This is a genomic window from Actibacterium sp., from assembly GCF_055134745.1.
The window spans coordinates 38,995-55,739 of sequence record NZ_JBSRVX010000055.1; the positions used below are offsets into that span (position 1 = coordinate 38,995).

A 16,745-nucleotide genomic window follows, 5' to 3' on the forward strand; every position below is an offset into this window, starting at 1 on the left:
GCGCGAAAGGCCCCTTGCGATGATCGAGATATCCGACCTGTCCAAATCCTTTACCCTGCACAATCAGGGCGGCACCGTCATCCCGGTGATGCGCGGGGCCAATCTGTCGGTAGTGGCGGGCGAATGCGTGGCGCTGGTGGGGGCATCGGGGGCGGGAAAATCGACGCTGATGCGGATGATCTGGGGCAATTACCTGGCCCAGTCGGGCCGCATCCTGGTGGGCGGGGTCGATGTTGCGACCGCCGAGCCGCGCGAGATCCTGCAACTGCGCCGGCATACGCTGGGCTATGTCAGCCAGTTCCTGCGCGTCGTGCCGCGCGTGCCCACGGTCGAGGTGGTGGCCGAGCCGCTGCTGAATGTCGGCACCCCGCGCGAGGCCGCGCTGGACCATGCGCGCGGGCTGCTGGGGCGGCTGAACATCCCGCAGCGGCTTTGGGGCCTGTCGCCCACCACCTTTTCGGGGGGCGAGCAACAGCGCGTGAACATCGCGCGCGGTTTTGCCCATGACTATCCGGCGCTGCTGCTGGATGAACCCACCGCCAGTCTGGATGTGAAGAACCGCGAGGTCGTGCTGGCCCTGATCGAAGAGGCCAAGGCGCGCGGGGCGGCGATTGTCGGCATCTTCCATGACGAGGCGGCGCGCAACCGGGTCTGCGACCGGGTGGTGGATGTAACGGCGTTCACGCCGCAGGCCGCCTGATGGCGGGGCGGTTGTTTGCCGTGGTCGGCCCGTCGGGGGCGGGCAAGGATACGCTGATGGCGGCAGTGCAGGCCGTGCGCCCCGATCTGGTTCTGGCGCGCCGGGTGATCACACGGCCCGCCGAGGCCGGGGGCGAGGATTTTGAGGGCGTGAGCGAGGCCGAATTCATGCGCCGCCGCGATGCCGGCGATTTCGCGATCTGGTGGCAGGCGCATGGGCTTTATTACGGTATCCCCGCCACGATCGACGCTGCGCTGGCCGCAGGCAAGACCGTTTTGTTCAACGGGTCACGCACGGTGCTGGCGCAGGCGGCGGCCACCTATCCTGGCCTGCGCGTTCTGCTGATCACCGCCGCGCCGCAGGTTCTGGCCGACCGGCTGGCCGCACGCGGGCGCGAGGATGCGCCGGACATTGCCCGCCGGCTGCAGCGTGCCGAATATGACCTGCCCGCGGGGCTGGACGTTCGGGTGATCCGCAATGACGGCGCGCTGGAAGTGGCCCGGGCCGCGATGCTGAACGCCGTTCAGCCCGAAAGGGTATAGCGGTGCAGATTGTGGAACTGCCCGTCTTTGGCCTGACCGAACAGGCACAGGCTGGTGATGGCAAAGGGTTGCGGGATCAGCGGGCCGACGACCGGCGCCAGCGCCGCCAGCGTGGCGGCGGCATCATCAGGGTCAAGGCTGCCCGACAGGGTCAGGTGAAAGCGAAATTCCTCCATCACATAGGGATAGCCCCAGCGGTTCAGCAGCGCGCGCTGGGTCTCGCTCAGCCCTTCGGGGCGGCGGCGGGCGGTTTCGGTGGCGGTCAGGGGCGCGCGGAAACGATCCAGTTCCATCACCACCTGCGACGCCATATTCGCCAGTTCGGTGGCCCGCCCGTCGGGAATGATCGCAACGAACGAGCCGATCCACGACAGCACCATGCGCGGCAAGGTTACGGGGGGCAGGCGGCGGGCAAGGGCGGCCATCGCCCGGTGCAGCCCGACGGCATTCATGCCGCTGGCCAGCCGGAATGGCGGCTTGATCGTGCCGTGAAATCCGTATTTGCGGGGCGTGGCGGTGATGTCGGTGGCGGGCAGCGGCAGGCCGGGCAGGGCGGGCGGTTCGCGCCATTCGCCCATCTGCGCATCCCATCCCAGCCACTGCGCGCCGAAATCGGCCAGTGGCCCGGGTTCGGGCGCGTAATAGATCGCGTATCGGTCGTAATTTTCCATGGTCCGTCCCATAACGGGGCTGCGCAACGTCAGCATGACAGGCATCGCACGGGTCACACAAACATATCAAGGAGACCGGCATGAGCCAGACCATCTTTGCCAATGCCACGCTGGTGCTGCCCGATCAGGTGATCCGGGGCGCGATCCGGGTGCAGGATGGCCATATCACCGATATCGACAGCGGTTCAGCCGTGCCCGCGGGCGCGGTCGATTGCAGCGGCGACATCATCGCGCCCGGCCTGATCGAGCTGCATACCGACAATCTGGAACGCCATATCCAGCCGCGCCCCGGCGTGGACTGGCCCCATGCCAGCGCGATCATCGCCCATGATGCCGAACTGGCCGGGGTTGGCATCACCACCGTGTTCGATGCGCTGCGCGTGGGGTCCATTCCATCGGGCAAGGGCGGCTATATGGTCTATGCGCGCGGGCTGGCCAGTGAATTGCTGGCGCTGCGCGACCGTGATGCACTGCGGATCAGCCATTTCCTGCATCTGCGCGCCGAGGTCTGTTCGGAAACCCTGATCGAGGAAATGGCCGCCTTCGGGCGCGATGACCGGGTGGGCATCGTCAGCCTGATGGACCACACGCCGGGCCAGCGGCAGTTTCGCGATATATCCAAGCTGAAGGCTTATGTGATGGGGAAAAAGAACCTGTCCGAGACGGAATTCGCCGCGCATATCGCCAATCTGAAAGAGATGCGCGACCGGCTGGGCGACCGCCACGAAGCCGCCGTGGTGGCCGAGGCCGCGCGGTTTGGGGCCGTGCTGGCCAGCCATGACGATACAACCGACGCCCATGTGGCGGTTTCGGCGGCGCATGGGATCCGGCTGGCCGAATTTCCTACCACGGTCGAGGCCGCCCGCGCCTGCCGCGCCCATGGCATCGCGGTGATGATGGGCGCGCCCAACCTGATCCGGGGTGGGTCGCATTCGGGCAATGTGGCGGCCCGCGATCTGGCCGATATGGGCCTGCTGGATATCGTGTCATCCGATTACGTGCCATCCGCCCTGCTGATGTCGGCGGTGATGCTGGGCGATATCTGGGGCGATCTGGCGCGTGGTATCGCCACAGTGACCCGCGCGCCCGCCGATGCGGTGGGGTTGATCGATCGTGGTCGGCTGCAGACGGGTGCGCGGGCCGATCTGATCCGGGTGGCGCGGGTGGACGGCACGCCCATGGTGCGCGAGACCTGGGTGCGCGGACGCCGTGTGGCATAAGAGATTGTTCGCCGATCAGACACAATGACGCATTGGGAATTGCTGATTCTGCCTTATCTTGACGTTAGGGAAACGACCCGCGCCCCTGATGGACAGGGCGGGGCCAAAAGGGAGGATGTCATGACACAGCCGCAACTCAAGCAGATGGTGCAAGACGATACTGCAGCCAAGCCCCGCGATTCGTCACAGCCCGAAGCCTTTTACATGCTGGGCCGCTATGGCGCCGAAATGATGCAGAACATGGCGCGCCTTGGCACCGAATGGGCGGAATTCGTCAATATGCGCCTGAAAGAGGACGCCAAGACGCAGCATGAATTGCTGAATTGCCGCGACATGACCAAACTGGCTGAAATTCAGGCCCGGTTCATGAAGACCGCGATGGAACAATATGCCGTCGAAACGGGCAAGATTTTGCAGATTGGCAACGAGCTGCTGCAAAGCGCCGGAAAAGACAGGCAAAACTGAAGACCTGACTGCGATCCCCTTGGGTTTGCGGTGAAGCTGCGCACGCAGAGCATGCATTTTGCCTCGTTCTGCGCGCCTTGGCACATGATGCCGGAAATTCTCTGTAAATAGCTTTGACCCGCCTGGCCATTCTGGTTACATTTCAACCAGATGACCGGGGAGGGTCACTTTCATCTTTGCGCAAGGGTCCGGGCAGGCGTTTTCACAACGATCTGTCATCCCACCTTGGCTTGGGCTGAAAGGGCGGAGTGTCGGGCGGATCGCTGCTGTGCGAGCCGCCAAAAAGGGAGAATATGAATGGGCTTGATTTCGATGTTCAGGACAGGTGCGGGTATTATCGCGTCTGTGCTGTTGTTCATCCTGACAGTTATGACATTTATCGACGTGATCGGGCGGACATTCCTGAACCGGCCGCTTGTCGGGGCCGGAGAATTGACCGAAATCGGTCTGGCGGTGATGATCTTTGTGCTGCTGCCGGTCGTGTCGCTGTCTCAAGATCATATCTCGGTCGATCTGATCGACTCCATCGCCGGTCCGGTTCTCAACGCCATCCGCAACATTCTGACCGGGGTGCTTGGCGCGGCAATCTTTGGCATGATCGCTTGGCATCTGTGGATACAGGCCGGGCGGGCGGTGTCTTATAATGATTTGACCCCGGCGTTGCGCCTGCCGCTCGCGCCAGCGCTGTATGCCATTGCGATCATGTCCGGCGCGACAGCATTGGCCTTTGTTGTGCTGCTGTTCAAGATGCATACCCGCAAGGAATCGGCGGAAATGGAAGCGGCGCGCCGCATGGCGGAAAGCGCTGAATGACACAGTGTGGGGCGGCGCCGATGTTGCGCGCCTCGGTCAATCCTTCAAAAGAAAGTGAATATCGCCCATGCTGATCGCTGGCCTTGGTTTTCTGTTCGCCTTTACATTGATTTTTCTGCGCGTCCCGATCGCGCTGGCCATGGCCGCCACAGGATTTGTGGGTTTCGGCTATCTTGTCGGCTGGCCGCAATCCATGACGATGATCGCCAATACCGCGCGCGAGGGGTCGATGACCTATACGCTGGTGGTGATCCCGCTGTTCATCCTGATGGGGAACGTGGTCGCGGGCACCGGCATTTCGGCCGATCTGTTCCGTTCGGCCCAGGCGTTTCTGGGGGGGCGGCGTGGCGGTCTGGCCTCGGCCACCATCGTGGCCAGCGCGGGTTTTGCGTCGATCTGCGGCTCCAGCGTGGCCACTGTGGTGACGATGGGCAAGGTCGCCATCCCGTCTATGCGCGAATTCAAATATGCCGACAGCGTCAGCACCGCGACCATCGCGGCCGGCGCCACACTGGGCATCCTGATCCCGCCCAGCGTGCTGCTGGTGTTTTATGGCATCATCACCGAAACCCATATCGGCAAGCTGTATGCGGCGGGCTTGATCCCCGGCCTGCTTGGGGTGGCGCTCTATCTGTGCGCGGTGCAATGGATCGTGATGCGCAACCCAAAGGCGGCACCGGCGGCCTTTCGCACACCCTGGCGGCAGCGCATACGGGCCCTGTCGGGCGTCTGGTCGGCGCTGTTGCTGTTCGTTCTGGTGATCGGTGGCATCTATTCGGGCTTTTTCACCGCGACCGAGGCCGCCGGATTTGGGGCCATGGGTGCCGTGTTGATCGCCGGATTGCGTCGCCGCATCTCGTTCAAGCAATTCTATCATATCCTGCTGGACACCGCCAAGACATCGGCGGTTCTGTTCGCCCTGGTGATTGGTGCGATGATCTTTACCGAGTTTCTGAACTATTCCGGCGCGCATGAGGCCCTGCTCAGCTTTGTCACCGAATCCAACTTCTCGCCCGCGATGGTGATCGCGGCGATCGTGGTGATCTATATCATTCTGGGTATGATCATGGATACCACATCCATGATATTGCTGACCGTGCCGCTGTTCTTTCCGGTGGTGGTCGGATTGGGTTTTGATCCGGTCTGGTTCGGTATTCTTCTGGTGGTGCTGGTCGAACTGGGCCTGATCACGCCGCCGATCGGGTTGAACCTGTTCGTGATGAAAAGCGTGGTGCCCGATGTGCCGCTTGGCAGCATCATTCGCGGCATCGTGCCCTTCATTGTCGTTGATATCATACGGGTGGCGCTGATCGCCTTCTTCCCGATCATATCGCTGTTCCTGCCGCATCTGCTGTTTGGCTGATCCCTTCGTATACGATACCTGACCGGCAGGGGCGCCTTCGGGCGCCCCTGTTGCGTTCGGGGTTAGCCGTGTGGGGCTGTTCCAGCGCCGCACCTGTTCTGACCCGTCAGGAGGAGAGGGGGGCCGCTGCCAACGGCCCGGCGATGGCCCACAGACACGAAAGCGCCTGCGCTCACCGCTGGGCATCGGTAACGAAAAAAGGGCAGGTAAGAAACCTGCCCTTAATGCCTGTGATGTCCCGGCGGCCGCTGGGGCCGCCGGGCCTGTGGTTATTCGGCGATCAGCGCCAGATACTTGTCCAGGATCGCCTGCGGGTCTTCCAGACCGGCGGCCTTTGCCTTGTCGATCCAGTCCTGACGGATGGGGTCCAACGCCTCGGTCAACGCCGCGGTCATTTCGGGCGAGGCCTCGGTGATGGTGTATCCGGCCTCTTTCATCGCCACCAGAGCCTCTTTGGACTTGCGGCTGTCCACAGCCGGCGAGACGATTACCGGGCCCTTCAGAGTGGCCTCGATGATCGCTTCCTGATCAGCGGGCGAAATCTTTGCCCAGGTCTTTTCATTGATCCCCATGATGCTGACGCTGTTGGCCAGACCGCCGGGGATCATCAGGAAATGATCGGTCAGCGGCACCATGTTGAAGCCGACGATGGTCGAGGCGGTGTTGATCTGGCCGTCGATCGTGCCCCCGGCCAACAGTTCAAAGGTCTCGGCGATCGACTTTTGCACCGGCACCGCGCCCGTCAGCTTCAGGGCTTCGGTCGCCCCGGCGTTAGAGGCGCGAATCTTCAGCCCCTTCAAATCGTCCATGGTCGTGACCGATTTACCCTTGGTGGCAAGCTGCATCGGCGAAATGCCCCAGGCGCCCAGAATTTTTACGCCGTCGAACTTTTCCTTGCCCTCCAGATCTTCGCGATAGATCTGGTTCACGGCGGCGCCGATCTTGCTTACATCACCCGGCAGCAGCGGCAGTTCCGCGAAGTTGATCATGTTGAACCGGCCCGGGGTATAGGCCGGAATGATCAGCGACATATCGGCCAGACCGTCACGCACCACGTCGAACTGGCCCGGAACGCTGCCCACCACCTTGGGCAATACCTCTACCTTGACGCGACCCTCGGTGACGCGCTCGATTTCCTTGGTCCAGGGTTCAATCACCTCGATCCAGCCATAATAGGTGGGCGGCAGCCAGTTGGAATAGCGGATGGTGACAGTTTCCGCGTGTGCCGCCACGGTGCCGGCCGCCATGGCCGTTGCAAGCGCAAGGCCAGTCAGAATCTTGTTCATGGTAGTCCTCCCATATTTTCGGCAAATTATCCGATAGTGATATTCGAGCAGTGTTTTGCGCAAAAAGCAACTGCTTCGCCTAACCATATACCCGTTAAACATAAAAAAACGGGCGAGTTCTTGCCTCGCCCGTTTCAGATATGCGTGATCGCGTTTTCGCGAAGGTATTACTTGGCGATCATCGCGCGGTATTCGGCCAGAACTGCGGCGGGATCAGCCAGGCCGGCTGCCTTGGCCTTGTCCAGCCAGGCGGCTTCGATCGGGGCCAGCACCTTGGCGAATTCGGCCGTGGCTTCGGGCGTCGCTTCGGTGATGGTATAACCGGCCGCGCGCATGGCTTCGAATGCTTCCAGATCCTTTTCCCATGACACTTTCGATGCAAGGGCTGCCAGCGCGGACTGGGACACGGATGTGATTGCGGCCTGATCCTCGGGCGAAATCTTGGCCCAGGACTTTTCATTCATGGCCAGCATATTGACCGAATTGCTGAAGCCGCCATCGACCAGCAGCAGCTGGTTGTGCAGGTCCAGCATGTTGAAACCATAAGCCGCCGATGGGGTGGTGATCTGGCCGTCAATCGTGCCCGAAGACAGCAATTCGAATGCCTCCGACACGGATTTGACGATCGGAACGCCATTCATCAGCTTGACGGCATCGGTCAGAACCGCGCTGGAGGCGCGCAGTTTCAGGCCGCTGACATCTGCCGGTGTTTCAACTTTCTTGTTCTTGGTGTGCATCTGCAGGGGCGAAATCGCAAAGATGGACAGCACATGCACGCCATCAAAAACGCCCAGCGGTTCCAGATGCTTGCGATAAACCGCATCGAAGGACGGGCCCAGCTTTTGAACGTCACCCGCCAGCAGCGGCAATTCGCCAAAGCCGATCAAGTCGAACCGACCCGGGGTATAGCCCGGCACGATATAGCCGATATCGGCCAGACCGTCGCGCACAACGTCGAACTGGCCCGGCACGGTGCCCACGACCTTGGGCAGAACGTCGATCTTGACCCGGCCTTCGGTCACGCGCTCGACCTGTTCCACCCATGGTCCAAGAATTTCCGTCCAGCCGTAATAGCCGGGGGGAAACCAGTTCGACATCTTCAGCGTGACATCGGCGGCCAGCGCCTGACCCGCGCCTGCAAACAGGGCTACGGCCATTGCCGCGCCCGACAGAATTCGTTTCATGTGGTATTTCCTCCCAGAAATAATGTAACCGACTTACAATTGATATTTTACGAAAGTTACTGTGGCAAGAAGTTTGAGAGGCCTTGCTGGCATCTAGCCAACTTGGCGTGCCGCCAGTTGCGGGCGCAGGCCGGACAGATCATATCCTGCCGTTGCCGCCGCAGACAGGATCGTATCCATGTCGGTCGTGGCGGCAGCGCCAAGCGCCCATAACGTGGTGCAGCGGGTGCCGGTGCGGCAATAGGCCAGAACCGGATCGGTCGATTGCCCCAGAACGGCGGCAAAGGCATCCACGACCGGATCAATCGCCATGCCCGGACTGTAGGGCTGATAGTGAAATGACATGCCCGCCGCGCGGGCCGCCTGTTCGATCTGCGCGCAGGGGGGCTGATCGGGGGCTTCGCCGTCAGGGCGGTGACAGACCAGCGTTTTATATCCCAGCGCGGCAATGGCGGGCACATCCGCGGCCGATATCTGCGGTGAAACGGCCAGGCCGGGGGTCAGGGGGCGGATATCCATCGTCATCTCCGTTATAGGGGTGGCCTAGCGCGCGGCCGCCTGGGCCGCGGCCCGGATCGCGGCAATATTGGCGCCATAGACGGCTGGTTTGTCAACGCTGCCGCCGCTGAACACCGCCGAACCGGCCACGAACACATCCGCGCCCGCCGCCGCCATCAGCGGCGCGGTTTGCGGCGTCATGCCGCCGTCGATCTCGATATGGATGGGGCGATCACCGATCAGGGCACGCAGTTTGCGCACCTTGTCGATCTGGCTGTGAATGAATTTCTGGCCGCCAAAGCCGGGGTTCACCGTCATCACGCAGATCAGGTCGATCATATCCAGCAGGTATTCGACATCCTCGATCCCGGTGCCGGGATTGATCGCCAGACCGGCCTTGCAGCCAGCGCCGCGAATGGCCTGCAAGGTGCGGTGGATATGGGGGCCTGCCTCAAGATGCGCGGAAATGATATCGGCGCCGGCATCGGCGAAGGCGTCGATATAGGGATCGACGGGCGCGATCATCAGATGCACATCCATCACCGTTTTCACATGCGGGCGGATCGCGCGGCACATCTGCGGGCCAAAGGTGATGTTCGGCACGAAGTGCCCGTCCATCACATCGACATGCACCCAGTCGCAGCCCTGATCCTCTATCGCGCGGATCTCGGCGCCGAAATTGGCGAAATCGGCGGACAGGATCGAGGGGGCGATCTTGATGGAACGATCAAAGGGCATGGCAGGCTCCTTGGTATGTGCTGGTTTGCTAATGGGGTCCGGCTTGGGCCTCGTCAAGGGTGGGGCGGCGGAAAAGCGGCGATTGCCCCTTGACCTTCCGGTGACTGGAACCCCTATCTGAGACAGGAACCATGAAAGGGTCCATGCCATGACTGCCCAGCAAACCACGCGCCTTCACCTTGACGGCCTGCATTGCGCATCCTGCGTGCGCCGGGCCGAAACGGCGCTGAACGCGGTGCCATCGGTGGGGTCGGCCCAGGTCAATCTGGCCACCAAGACCGCCGATATAAGTTTTGACGGCCCCATTGCGCCGGTGATCGACGCGGTGCGCGCCGCCGGGTTCGGGGTGGATACATCGCAGGTCTTGCTGGATGTAACCGGTGCCACTTGCGCGTCCTGCGTCGGGCGGATCGAAAAGGCGGCGCTGGCCCAGCCGGGCGTCACGGCGGCCACGATGAACCTGGCCACGGGGCAATTGCGGGTGCAGGTGGCCGGTGACCAGGATACCGCCGCCCTGATCGCGGCGGTGCAGGGCGCGGGCTATCAGGCCAGACCGGTGGCCGACAGCGAACAGCATGTCGATCCGCAACAGGCCGAAGGCGCGCAATTGCGGCGCGATCTGTGGATCGCGGGCATTCTGACCCTGCCGGTGGTAATTCTTGCGATGGGCGGCCATTTCATCCCGGCCTTTCACGACCTGATCGCGCGCAGCATCGGCCATACGGCCAATAACCTGATCCAGTTCGCGCTGACCACGCTGGTGCTGGCATGGCCCGGGCGGCGGTTCTTTCGCCATGGCGTGCCGCTGCTGCTGCGGGCCACGCCGGACATGAATTCACTGGTGGCGCTGGGCACGGCGGCGGCTTGGGTCTATTCGACCGTGGCCACCTTTGCCCCGGCCATCCTGCCCGACGGCGCGCGTGATGTGTATTATGAGGCCGCCGCCGTCATCGTCACCCTGATCCTGCTGGGCCGGATGCTGGAGGCCCGCGCCAAGGGCCGCACCGGCGCCGCGATCCGCGCGCTGATGGGGCTGCGGCCCGACACGGCGCTGGTGGTGACCGAAACCGGCCCGCAGGAACGCGCCATCGACACCATCGCGCTGGGCGATCTGATCCGCCTGCGTCCGGGCGAACGCGTGGCGGTGGACGGGCAGGTGGACAGCGGCACATCCTATCTGGACGAATCCATGATCACGGGCGAACCGGTGCCGGTGCAAAAAGGCCCCGGCGATGCGGTCACGGGCGGCACGATCAACGGGCAGGGCGCGATCACCTATCGTGCCACCGGCATCGGCCATGACACGGTGCTGGCCCGCATCATCGCCATGGTTCAGGACGCCCAGGGCGCCAAGCTGCCCATTCAGGGGCTGGTCGACCGGATCACCGCGTGGTTCGTGCCGGCGGTTCTGGCAACGGCGGTGCTGACCGTGATCTTGTGGCTGGTCTTCGGCCCCGCGCCCGCGCTGCAATCGGCGCTGGTGGCGGGGGTGTCGGTGCTGATCATCGCCTGCCCCTGCGCGATGGGGCTGGCGGTGCCGGTGTCGATCATGGTGGGCACCGGGCGCGCGGCGGAACTGGGGGTGCTGTTCCGGCGGGGCGATGCGTTGCAGGCCTTGCAGGGTGTGCAGGTCGTGGCGTTCGACAAGACCGGCACGCTGACGATGGGGCGGCCCGAACTGGTCGAAACCATCACCGCCGATGGCGTGGATGCGGCTGAGATGCACCGCCTGATCGCCGCGGTCGAAAGCCTGTCAGATCACCCGGTGGCGCGGGCGATCGCCAAGGCGGCGGGGGATGCCCCGCTGCCGCCCGCCACCGAATTCGAGGAAATCCCCGGCTTTGGTCTGCGCGCGGTTGTCGAAGGCAAAACCGTGGTCGTCGGGGCCGAACGGCTGTTGGTGCGCGAAGGCATTGCGCCGGGGGATCTGCCCCGACAGGCCGCCCGCCTTGCGGCATCCGGGGCCACCCCGGTGTTCGCGGCCATCAACGGGCGGGCCGTGGCGGTGATGGGCGTGGCCGATCCGGTGAAACCCTCGGCGCGTGTGGCCATTGATGCCTTGCACGCCGCCGGGGTGAAAACCGCGATGATCACCGGCGATACCCAGGCCACCGCCGATGCCATCGCCGCGCAACTGGGCATCGATACGGTGATCGCGGGCGTGCTGCCCAAGGGCAAGGTCGAGGCGCTGGATACGTTGAAGACACAAGGCCGGCTGGCCTTTGTCGGTGACGGCATCAACGATGCGCCCGCGCTGGCCAGCGCCGATATCGGCATCGCCATCGGCACCGGCACCGATGTGGCGATCGAAACCGCCGATGTTGTGCTGATGTCGGGCGATCTGGTCGGCGTGGTCAACGCCGTTGACCTCAGCCGCCGCACCATGGGCAATATCCGCCAGAACCTGTTCTGGGCCTTCGGCTATAACGTGCTGCTGATCCCGGTCGCGGCGGGGGCGCTGCACATGTTCGGCGGGCCGATGCTGTCGCCGATGCTGGCGGCGGGGGCCATGGCGGCCAGCAGCGTGTTCGTCGTGACCAACGCGCTGCGGCTGCGCTTTGTGGGGGCGAAGATATGAATATCGGGCAGGCGGCGGATCGGGCGGGCCTGCCCGCCAAAACCATCCGCTATTACGAAGAGATCGGCCTGATCACCCCGGACCGGGGTGAAAACGGATATCGCGATTTCAGCGATACCCATGTGCACAGCCTGATCTTTCTGGCCCGCGCCCGTTCGCTTGGCTTCACGATTCCAGAATGCCGCGCGCTGCTGGCACTTTACACCGACAAGGCCCGCGCCAGCGCCGATGTCAAACAGATCGCCCAGACCCATCTTGCCCAGATCGACGCCAAGATCGCCGAATTGCAGGCGATGCGCGCCACCCTGTCCGATCTGATCACTGCCTGCGCGGGCGATCACCGCCCCGACTGCCCGATCCTGACCGGGCTGGCCAAGGGGGCGGGCTGACACTCAGCCCCCCAGGCCCAAAAGGGCACGCACCTCATCCGGCGTTGCCGGTTCGCGCTCGGCCTGACGGGCCAGTTCGACGACATGGGCGATGACATCGGCATTGGTCGGCGCACCCAGTTCGCGATAGCCATGATCGCCCAGCCCCAGCGACACATGCCCGCCCGCCTGCAAAATCCCCGACAGAAGCGGCAGCATCGACCCGCCGGTGCAGAACACCGACCATTCCAGCGGAAAATCCGGCAAGAACGGCAGATAGGTCGCCAGACCCGCTGCGCTGGGCGGCGGCATCGACAGGTTGGTGGCCCCCAGCGCCAGTTGCACATAGGCGCGCGGATCGACCAGCCCGGCCGCCATGAACATCTGCGTGCTGCGCAGCATCGCCATGTTCCAATGCACGAATTGCGGCCGGATGCCGGCCTGCCGGAACCGCCGCACAAAATGTTTCAGCGTGGCGATGGAATTGACATAGACGCGGTCTTCGCTGGCAAACCAGCTGCCATCGTCATTGATGCGGTCGGCATTGGTCGACCCCATGTCGACCGGCGCGAAATCGGGCGCGAACCCGTCCTCGGCCAGACGCATGACATGCTCGATTCGCTGATCCGTCCCGGCATTCTGCAGGGCATGCGCCCCCAATGTCAGGCTGACCAGCGCATCGCATTCCGACCGGATCGCGCGGATGATGTCGCGATTGGTGTCATAGCTGAAATCGGGGGCGCCATCGGGCCTGCGGGCGTGAAAATGGATCACTGCCGCCCCGGCCCGGGCACAATCGCGGGCGGTGCGGGCAATTTCAGAAACGGTCCAGGGCACGTGGCGGTTCTGGTCGCGCATCGTATATTCATTAATCCGCGCCTCGATAATCAGTTTGGCCATCATATCCCCCCTTGCACCATGCCCGATCGGGGCTTGCCCTGCGATGCTATCGTGCAGAGCGTCCTGCGGACAATGCAAACCCGATCCCTGTGCGCAGGGTCGCAATGAGAGTTGACTCTGCTCGGTGATCCGTTCATCACAATCCTACTTCGGTTCCGCCCTTCGGGGCGGATGAAAAGGGAACGCGGTGATGCCTGTCAGGCCAATCCGCGGCTGCCCCCGCAACTGTAAGCGGCGAGCGAAAGCTGACTATGCCACTGGGGCGATCCCCGGGAAGGCCAGCCAAGCCCAGACCCGCAAGCCAGGAGACCTGCCGAGGTGATCACCCTTTCCTGCACGCGGGGCGTGTGCCGGAGGCGGCCTGTCCGCAGCGGTGACGTTTCACCGTCGGCGGCGGGGCCATGCCCTGTTCAATGACATATCATCGGACCATGCGGGCCTGCGGGCCCGTTGCATCAGGGCAAGACCATGAAAACCACAGCTACAGCAACCGCCGCACTTCTGGCCGGGTTCGCCCCCTTTGGCGTGACCGCGCAAGAGGTGATCGTGCTGGATCGCATCACCGCATCCGCCAATCTGGAAGACACCGATACCGCCCGTTCGGGCAGCTCGGTCGAGATCGTGACCGCCGATGACATCGCCAGAACCGGCGATACCCGCGCCACGGATGTTCTCAAACGCCTGCCGGGCGTGAATATCCGCGCCCGTGGCCCGCTGGGATCGCAGACCGGGATGACCATTCGCGGCGTCAGCCAGACCAATATCGCGGTGCGGGTTGATGGCATTGATGTCTCTGACCCCTCCGGCCCGCAGGTGGCCTTCGATTTCGGCAGCCTGACGACGATGGATATCGGCCGGATCGAGGTTCTGAAAGGCTCGCAATCGGCGCTGTACGGGTCGGGCAGCATTGGCGGCGTGGTCGATATCACCACCAAACGCGCCACAAAGGACGGCGTGGAACAAGAGGTCGGGCTGGAATTTGGCAGCTATGGCACGCTCAAGGGCAGCTACAGCTTTGCCGCGCGGCGCGGCGCGGATGAGCTGGCCTTTACCCTGTCGCATGTCGAAACGGACGGCTTTTCCGCCGCCGATGAAAATGCCGGCAATCCCGAGGCTGACGGCTTTCGCGCCGACAGGCTGAGCTTTTACAGCCAGAAGGCGCTGGACAATGGCGCGCTGCTGATCCTGTCGGGTTTCGGCGAAAAGGGCCGGTTCGACTATGACGAAAGCGGCCCCGTTGACGGCACACCCGATGACGTGACCAAAAACGACACCGCCGGTTTGCGCGCCGCGGTGCAGTTTGACACGGGCACGGTGGAAAACCAGCTGGAGCTGGCCCTGTTCAACATCGACCGCACCCTGACTGGCACCAACGGGTTTGGCCCGTTCAGTTTCAACTATACCGGCCAGCGCCAGACGCTGGGCTATCGCGGCGCCAGCGATCTGGGGGCGGTATGGCGGCTGGTCTTCGGGCTGGAAACGGTCAAGCAGACCTATGAAAACGATTTCGGCTTTGGCGTCACCGGCTATGACAGCCGCACCAACAGCGCTTACGGCGAACTGTCGGTTGCCCCCGATGCGCGCACCGATCTGACGGCCACCCTGCGCCTGGACGATCATTCGCAATTCGGCGATTTTGTCACCGGGCGTCTGGCCGGGGCCTTTCGCCCTCGCGAAGATCTGATCCTGCGCGCCAGCCTGGCCAACGGATACCGCGCGCCATCGAATTATGAGCTGTTCGATGCGTTTGCCGGCAATGCGGCGCTGCAGCCCGAAACCAGCACCAGCGCCGAACTGGGGATCGAGAAAACCTTTGGCGCGCAGGGCTTTGTCAAGGCCACGGCGTTCTATATCGAAGCCAAGGATATCATTGACTATAACAATACCACCTTTGCCTATTATCAGGCGGTCGGCACATCGCGGCGCAGCGGGCTGGAACTGTCGGCGGGCGGCCAGATCACGGATCGGCTGGGGGTCGAGGCATCCTATACCTATACCGACAGCCAGTCGCAGGTGGTTCTGGACAGTTCAAGCTGGCTGACCAGCACGCCGCGGCATCTGCTGTCGGCATCGGCCAGCTATGACCTGACGCCGGACCTGACCACGACGCTGACCGCATTGCACGGGGCGGACCGGGCCGGGTTGCCCGATATGACGGTGGTGGATGCCGCGTTCAGCTATGCCGTGAATGACAGCACGGATGCCTATCTGCGGATCGAAAACGTCTTTGATGCGGAATATCAGATGGTTCCGGGCTATGGCACATCCGATCGGGCCTTCTATATCGGCCTGCGCAAGCGGTTCTAGGATGGTGGGGCCAAACCATATGGGGAAGGGGGCGATGAGGTATGTCGGCGCCGTTTTCCGGTGGTTTGGGTGGTGTGTCGCCCGGCCTTGGGCCGGGCGCTGCCCTTCGCGCAGGATCGCTGCGGCGTTGCGGGTCTGCCAGGGCGGGATCGGGGCGCTGGCGCTTATCCTGACGGCTGTGCCGCTGGGGGCCGCGCCCCAGCGCGTCGTCTCGCTGAACCTGTGCACCGATCAGCTGGCGATGCTGCTGGCGGCACCGGGGCAACTGGCCTCGGTGTCGTTCTTGTCGCGCGAGCCGCGCCTGTCGGCGATGGCCGGGCAGGCGGGGCAATACCCGATCAACCACGGGCGCGCCGAAGAGGTATTCCTGCTGCGCCCCGATCTGGTGCTGGCGGGCACCTATACATCGCGTCCCGCCGTGGCGATGCTGCGCCGGTTGGGGATCGCGGTCGAAGAATTCCCGGTCGAAACATCGCTGGACGATGTGCGCCGGAACCTGACGCGGATGGGCGACCTGCTGGGGCGCGAGACCCGCGCGGCGCAGATGATCGCGCAGTTCGAAGCCGGGTTGGCAGCTTTGCGATCCGATCCCGCGCGCCGCCCGCGCGCCGCCCTTTATTCGGCCAATGGCTATACGACCGGGCAGGGCGGCTTGCCCGGCGATATTCTGGCCGCAGCCGGTTATGACAATATCGCCGGGCAGGCCGGGGTGCCGGGCGGCGGCACCATCCCGCTGGAGGTTCTGGTGATGCTGGCCCCCGACATGATCATCACCGCCAGCCGCTATCCCGGTGCCTCGCAGGCCGAGGCGCTGATGGATCACCCCGCGCTGGCCGGGCTGACCCGGGCGGATGCGCCGGTGACGGATGCCAACTGGGTCTGCGGGACGCCTTTTGTGTTGGACGCGGTGGCGGCGCTGGTGGATGCGCGGCAGCGGTGGGAGGCGGGGGAGTGAACGCTGCGCGGATGATCCTTTCGGTCTGCCCCCAAGGGCCGCGCCATGATCGCGGGTATTTGGTTGACGGGGTGTTATCCGGTCCATCCTGTTCCGCCCGGCGGCAACGCCGGGCAGCGCCCGAACCGCCCCCACGGGGCGGGCGCTTTACGCCCCC

At 63.8% G+C, this 16,745-nt stretch carries 16 protein-coding genes and 1 riboswitch; of the genes, 10 read left to right on the plus strand and 6 right to left on the minus strand.

The window, feature by feature from the left end; translation table 11 throughout:
- Positions 1-19: 19 nt before the first annotated feature.
- Together phnL and phnN are read left to right on the plus strand one after the other, a co-directional pair.
- Positions 20-700, plus strand: a complete 681-nt coding sequence (gene phnL / locus ACTCHC_RS11690; protein ID WP_463022672.1) for a phosphonate C-P lyase system protein PhnL — start codon at positions 20-22, stop codon at positions 698-700.
- On the plus strand, positions 700-1,242 hold the full coding sequence (gene phnN / locus ACTCHC_RS11695) for a phosphonate metabolism protein/1,5-bisphosphokinase (PRPP-forming) PhnN (RefSeq protein ID WP_463022673.1): 543 nt from the start codon (positions 700-702) through the stop codon (positions 1,240-1,242). Before phnL ends, phnN begins: the two co-directional genes overlap by 1 nt.
- On the opposite strand, the gene ACTCHC_RS11700 is transcribed toward phnN, so the two are convergent.
- Positions 1,224-1,913 (minus strand): DUF1045 domain-containing protein, encoded by a 690-nt coding sequence (locus tag ACTCHC_RS11700; protein WP_463022674.1) that lies wholly within the window; start codon positions 1,911-1,913, stop codon positions 1,224-1,226. The two genes, phnN and ACTCHC_RS11700, sit on opposite strands and share 19 nt — an antisense overlap.
- 80 nt (positions 1,914-1,993) lie before the next feature.
- On the opposite strand from ACTCHC_RS11700, the gene ACTCHC_RS11705 reads away from it, so the two are divergent.
- The 4 genes from ACTCHC_RS11705 (at position 1,994) to ACTCHC_RS11720 (ending at position 5,774) form a co-directional block, all read left to right on the plus strand.
- Entirely contained in the window at positions 1,994-3,133 is a 1,140-nt protein-coding gene (locus ACTCHC_RS11705; RefSeq protein WP_463022675.1) for an alpha-D-ribose 1-methylphosphonate 5-triphosphate diphosphatase, read from the plus strand.
- Positions 3,134-3,253: 120 nt separating this feature from the next.
- Positions 3,254-3,598 carry a phasin family protein gene (locus ACTCHC_RS11710; protein WP_463022676.1) on the plus strand — a complete coding sequence of 115 codons (345 nt, stop codon included), beginning with the start codon at positions 3,254-3,256 and terminating at the stop codon, positions 3,596-3,598.
- A gap of 297 nt (positions 3,599-3,895) precedes the next feature.
- Entirely contained in the window at positions 3,896-4,411 is a 516-nt protein-coding gene (locus ACTCHC_RS11715) for a TRAP transporter small permease (RefSeq protein WP_463022677.1), read from the plus strand.
- Positions 4,412-4,478: 67 nt separating this feature from the next.
- Positions 4,479-5,774, plus strand: a complete 1,296-nt coding sequence (locus ACTCHC_RS11720; RefSeq protein ID WP_463022678.1) for a TRAP transporter large permease — start codon at positions 4,479-4,481, stop codon at positions 5,772-5,774.
- 269 nt (positions 5,775-6,043) lie between these two features.
- Here the strand turns inward: ACTCHC_RS11720 and dctP are convergent, their stop codons facing one another.
- From dctP to rpe, 4 genes are all read right to left on the minus strand, one after another.
- Positions 6,044-7,060, minus strand: coding sequence for a TRAP transporter substrate-binding protein DctP (gene dctP / locus ACTCHC_RS11725; RefSeq protein WP_463022679.1), 1,017 nt, complete (start codon positions 7,058-7,060; stop codon positions 6,044-6,046).
- Positions 7,061-7,227: 167 nt separating this feature from the next.
- Positions 7,228-8,244 carry a TRAP transporter substrate-binding protein gene (locus ACTCHC_RS11730; protein ID WP_463022680.1) on the minus strand — a complete coding sequence of 339 codons (1,017 nt, stop codon included), beginning with the start codon at positions 8,242-8,244 and terminating at the stop codon, positions 7,228-7,230.
- Positions 8,245-8,337: 93 nt separating this feature from the next.
- The gene (locus ACTCHC_RS11735) at positions 8,338-8,763 is read right to left on the minus strand and encodes a TIGR01244 family sulfur transferase (protein WP_463022681.1); all 426 of its coding nucleotides are present in this window, start codon (positions 8,761-8,763) and stop codon (positions 8,338-8,340) included.
- A 24-nt stretch (positions 8,764-8,787) separates the two neighbouring features.
- Positions 8,788-9,480 carry a ribulose-phosphate 3-epimerase gene (gene rpe / locus ACTCHC_RS11740; RefSeq protein WP_463022682.1) on the minus strand — a complete coding sequence of 231 codons (693 nt, stop codon included), beginning with the start codon at positions 9,478-9,480 and terminating at the stop codon, positions 8,788-8,790.
- Positions 9,481-9,628: 148 nt separating this feature from the next.
- On the opposite strand from rpe, the gene ACTCHC_RS11745 reads away from it, so the two are divergent.
- Entirely contained in the window at positions 9,629-12,058 is a 2,430-nt protein-coding gene (locus ACTCHC_RS11745) for a heavy metal translocating P-type ATPase (protein ID WP_463022683.1), read from the plus strand.
- A complete protein-coding gene (gene cueR / locus ACTCHC_RS11750; RefSeq protein ID WP_463022684.1) occupies positions 12,055-12,447 on the plus strand; it encodes a Cu(I)-responsive transcriptional regulator in 393 nt (130 codons plus the stop codon). Before ACTCHC_RS11745 ends, cueR begins: the two co-directional genes overlap by 4 nt.
- A 3-nt stretch (positions 12,448-12,450) precedes the next feature.
- Here the strand turns inward: cueR and ACTCHC_RS11755 are convergent, their stop codons facing one another.
- Positions 12,451-13,326, minus strand: a complete 876-nt coding sequence (locus ACTCHC_RS11755) for a beta-keto acid cleavage family enzyme (RefSeq protein ID WP_463022685.1) — start codon at positions 13,324-13,326, stop codon at positions 12,451-12,453.
- Between the two features lie 133 nt (positions 13,327-13,459).
- A riboswitch (cobalamin riboswitch) is annotated at positions 13,460-13,658 on the plus strand.
- Between the two features lie 136 nt (positions 13,659-13,794).
- Here ACTCHC_RS11755 and ACTCHC_RS11760 point away from each other — a divergent pair.
- A complete protein-coding gene (locus ACTCHC_RS11760; RefSeq protein ID WP_463022686.1) occupies positions 13,795-15,633 on the plus strand; it encodes a TonB-dependent receptor plug domain-containing protein in 1,839 nt (612 codons plus the stop codon).
- Positions 15,634-15,760: 127 nt separating this feature from the next.
- On the plus strand, positions 15,761-16,588 hold the full coding sequence (locus tag ACTCHC_RS11765) for an ABC transporter substrate-binding protein (RefSeq protein ID WP_463022687.1): 828 nt from the start codon (positions 15,761-15,763) through the stop codon (positions 16,586-16,588).
- Positions 16,589-16,745 lie beyond the last annotated feature (157 nt).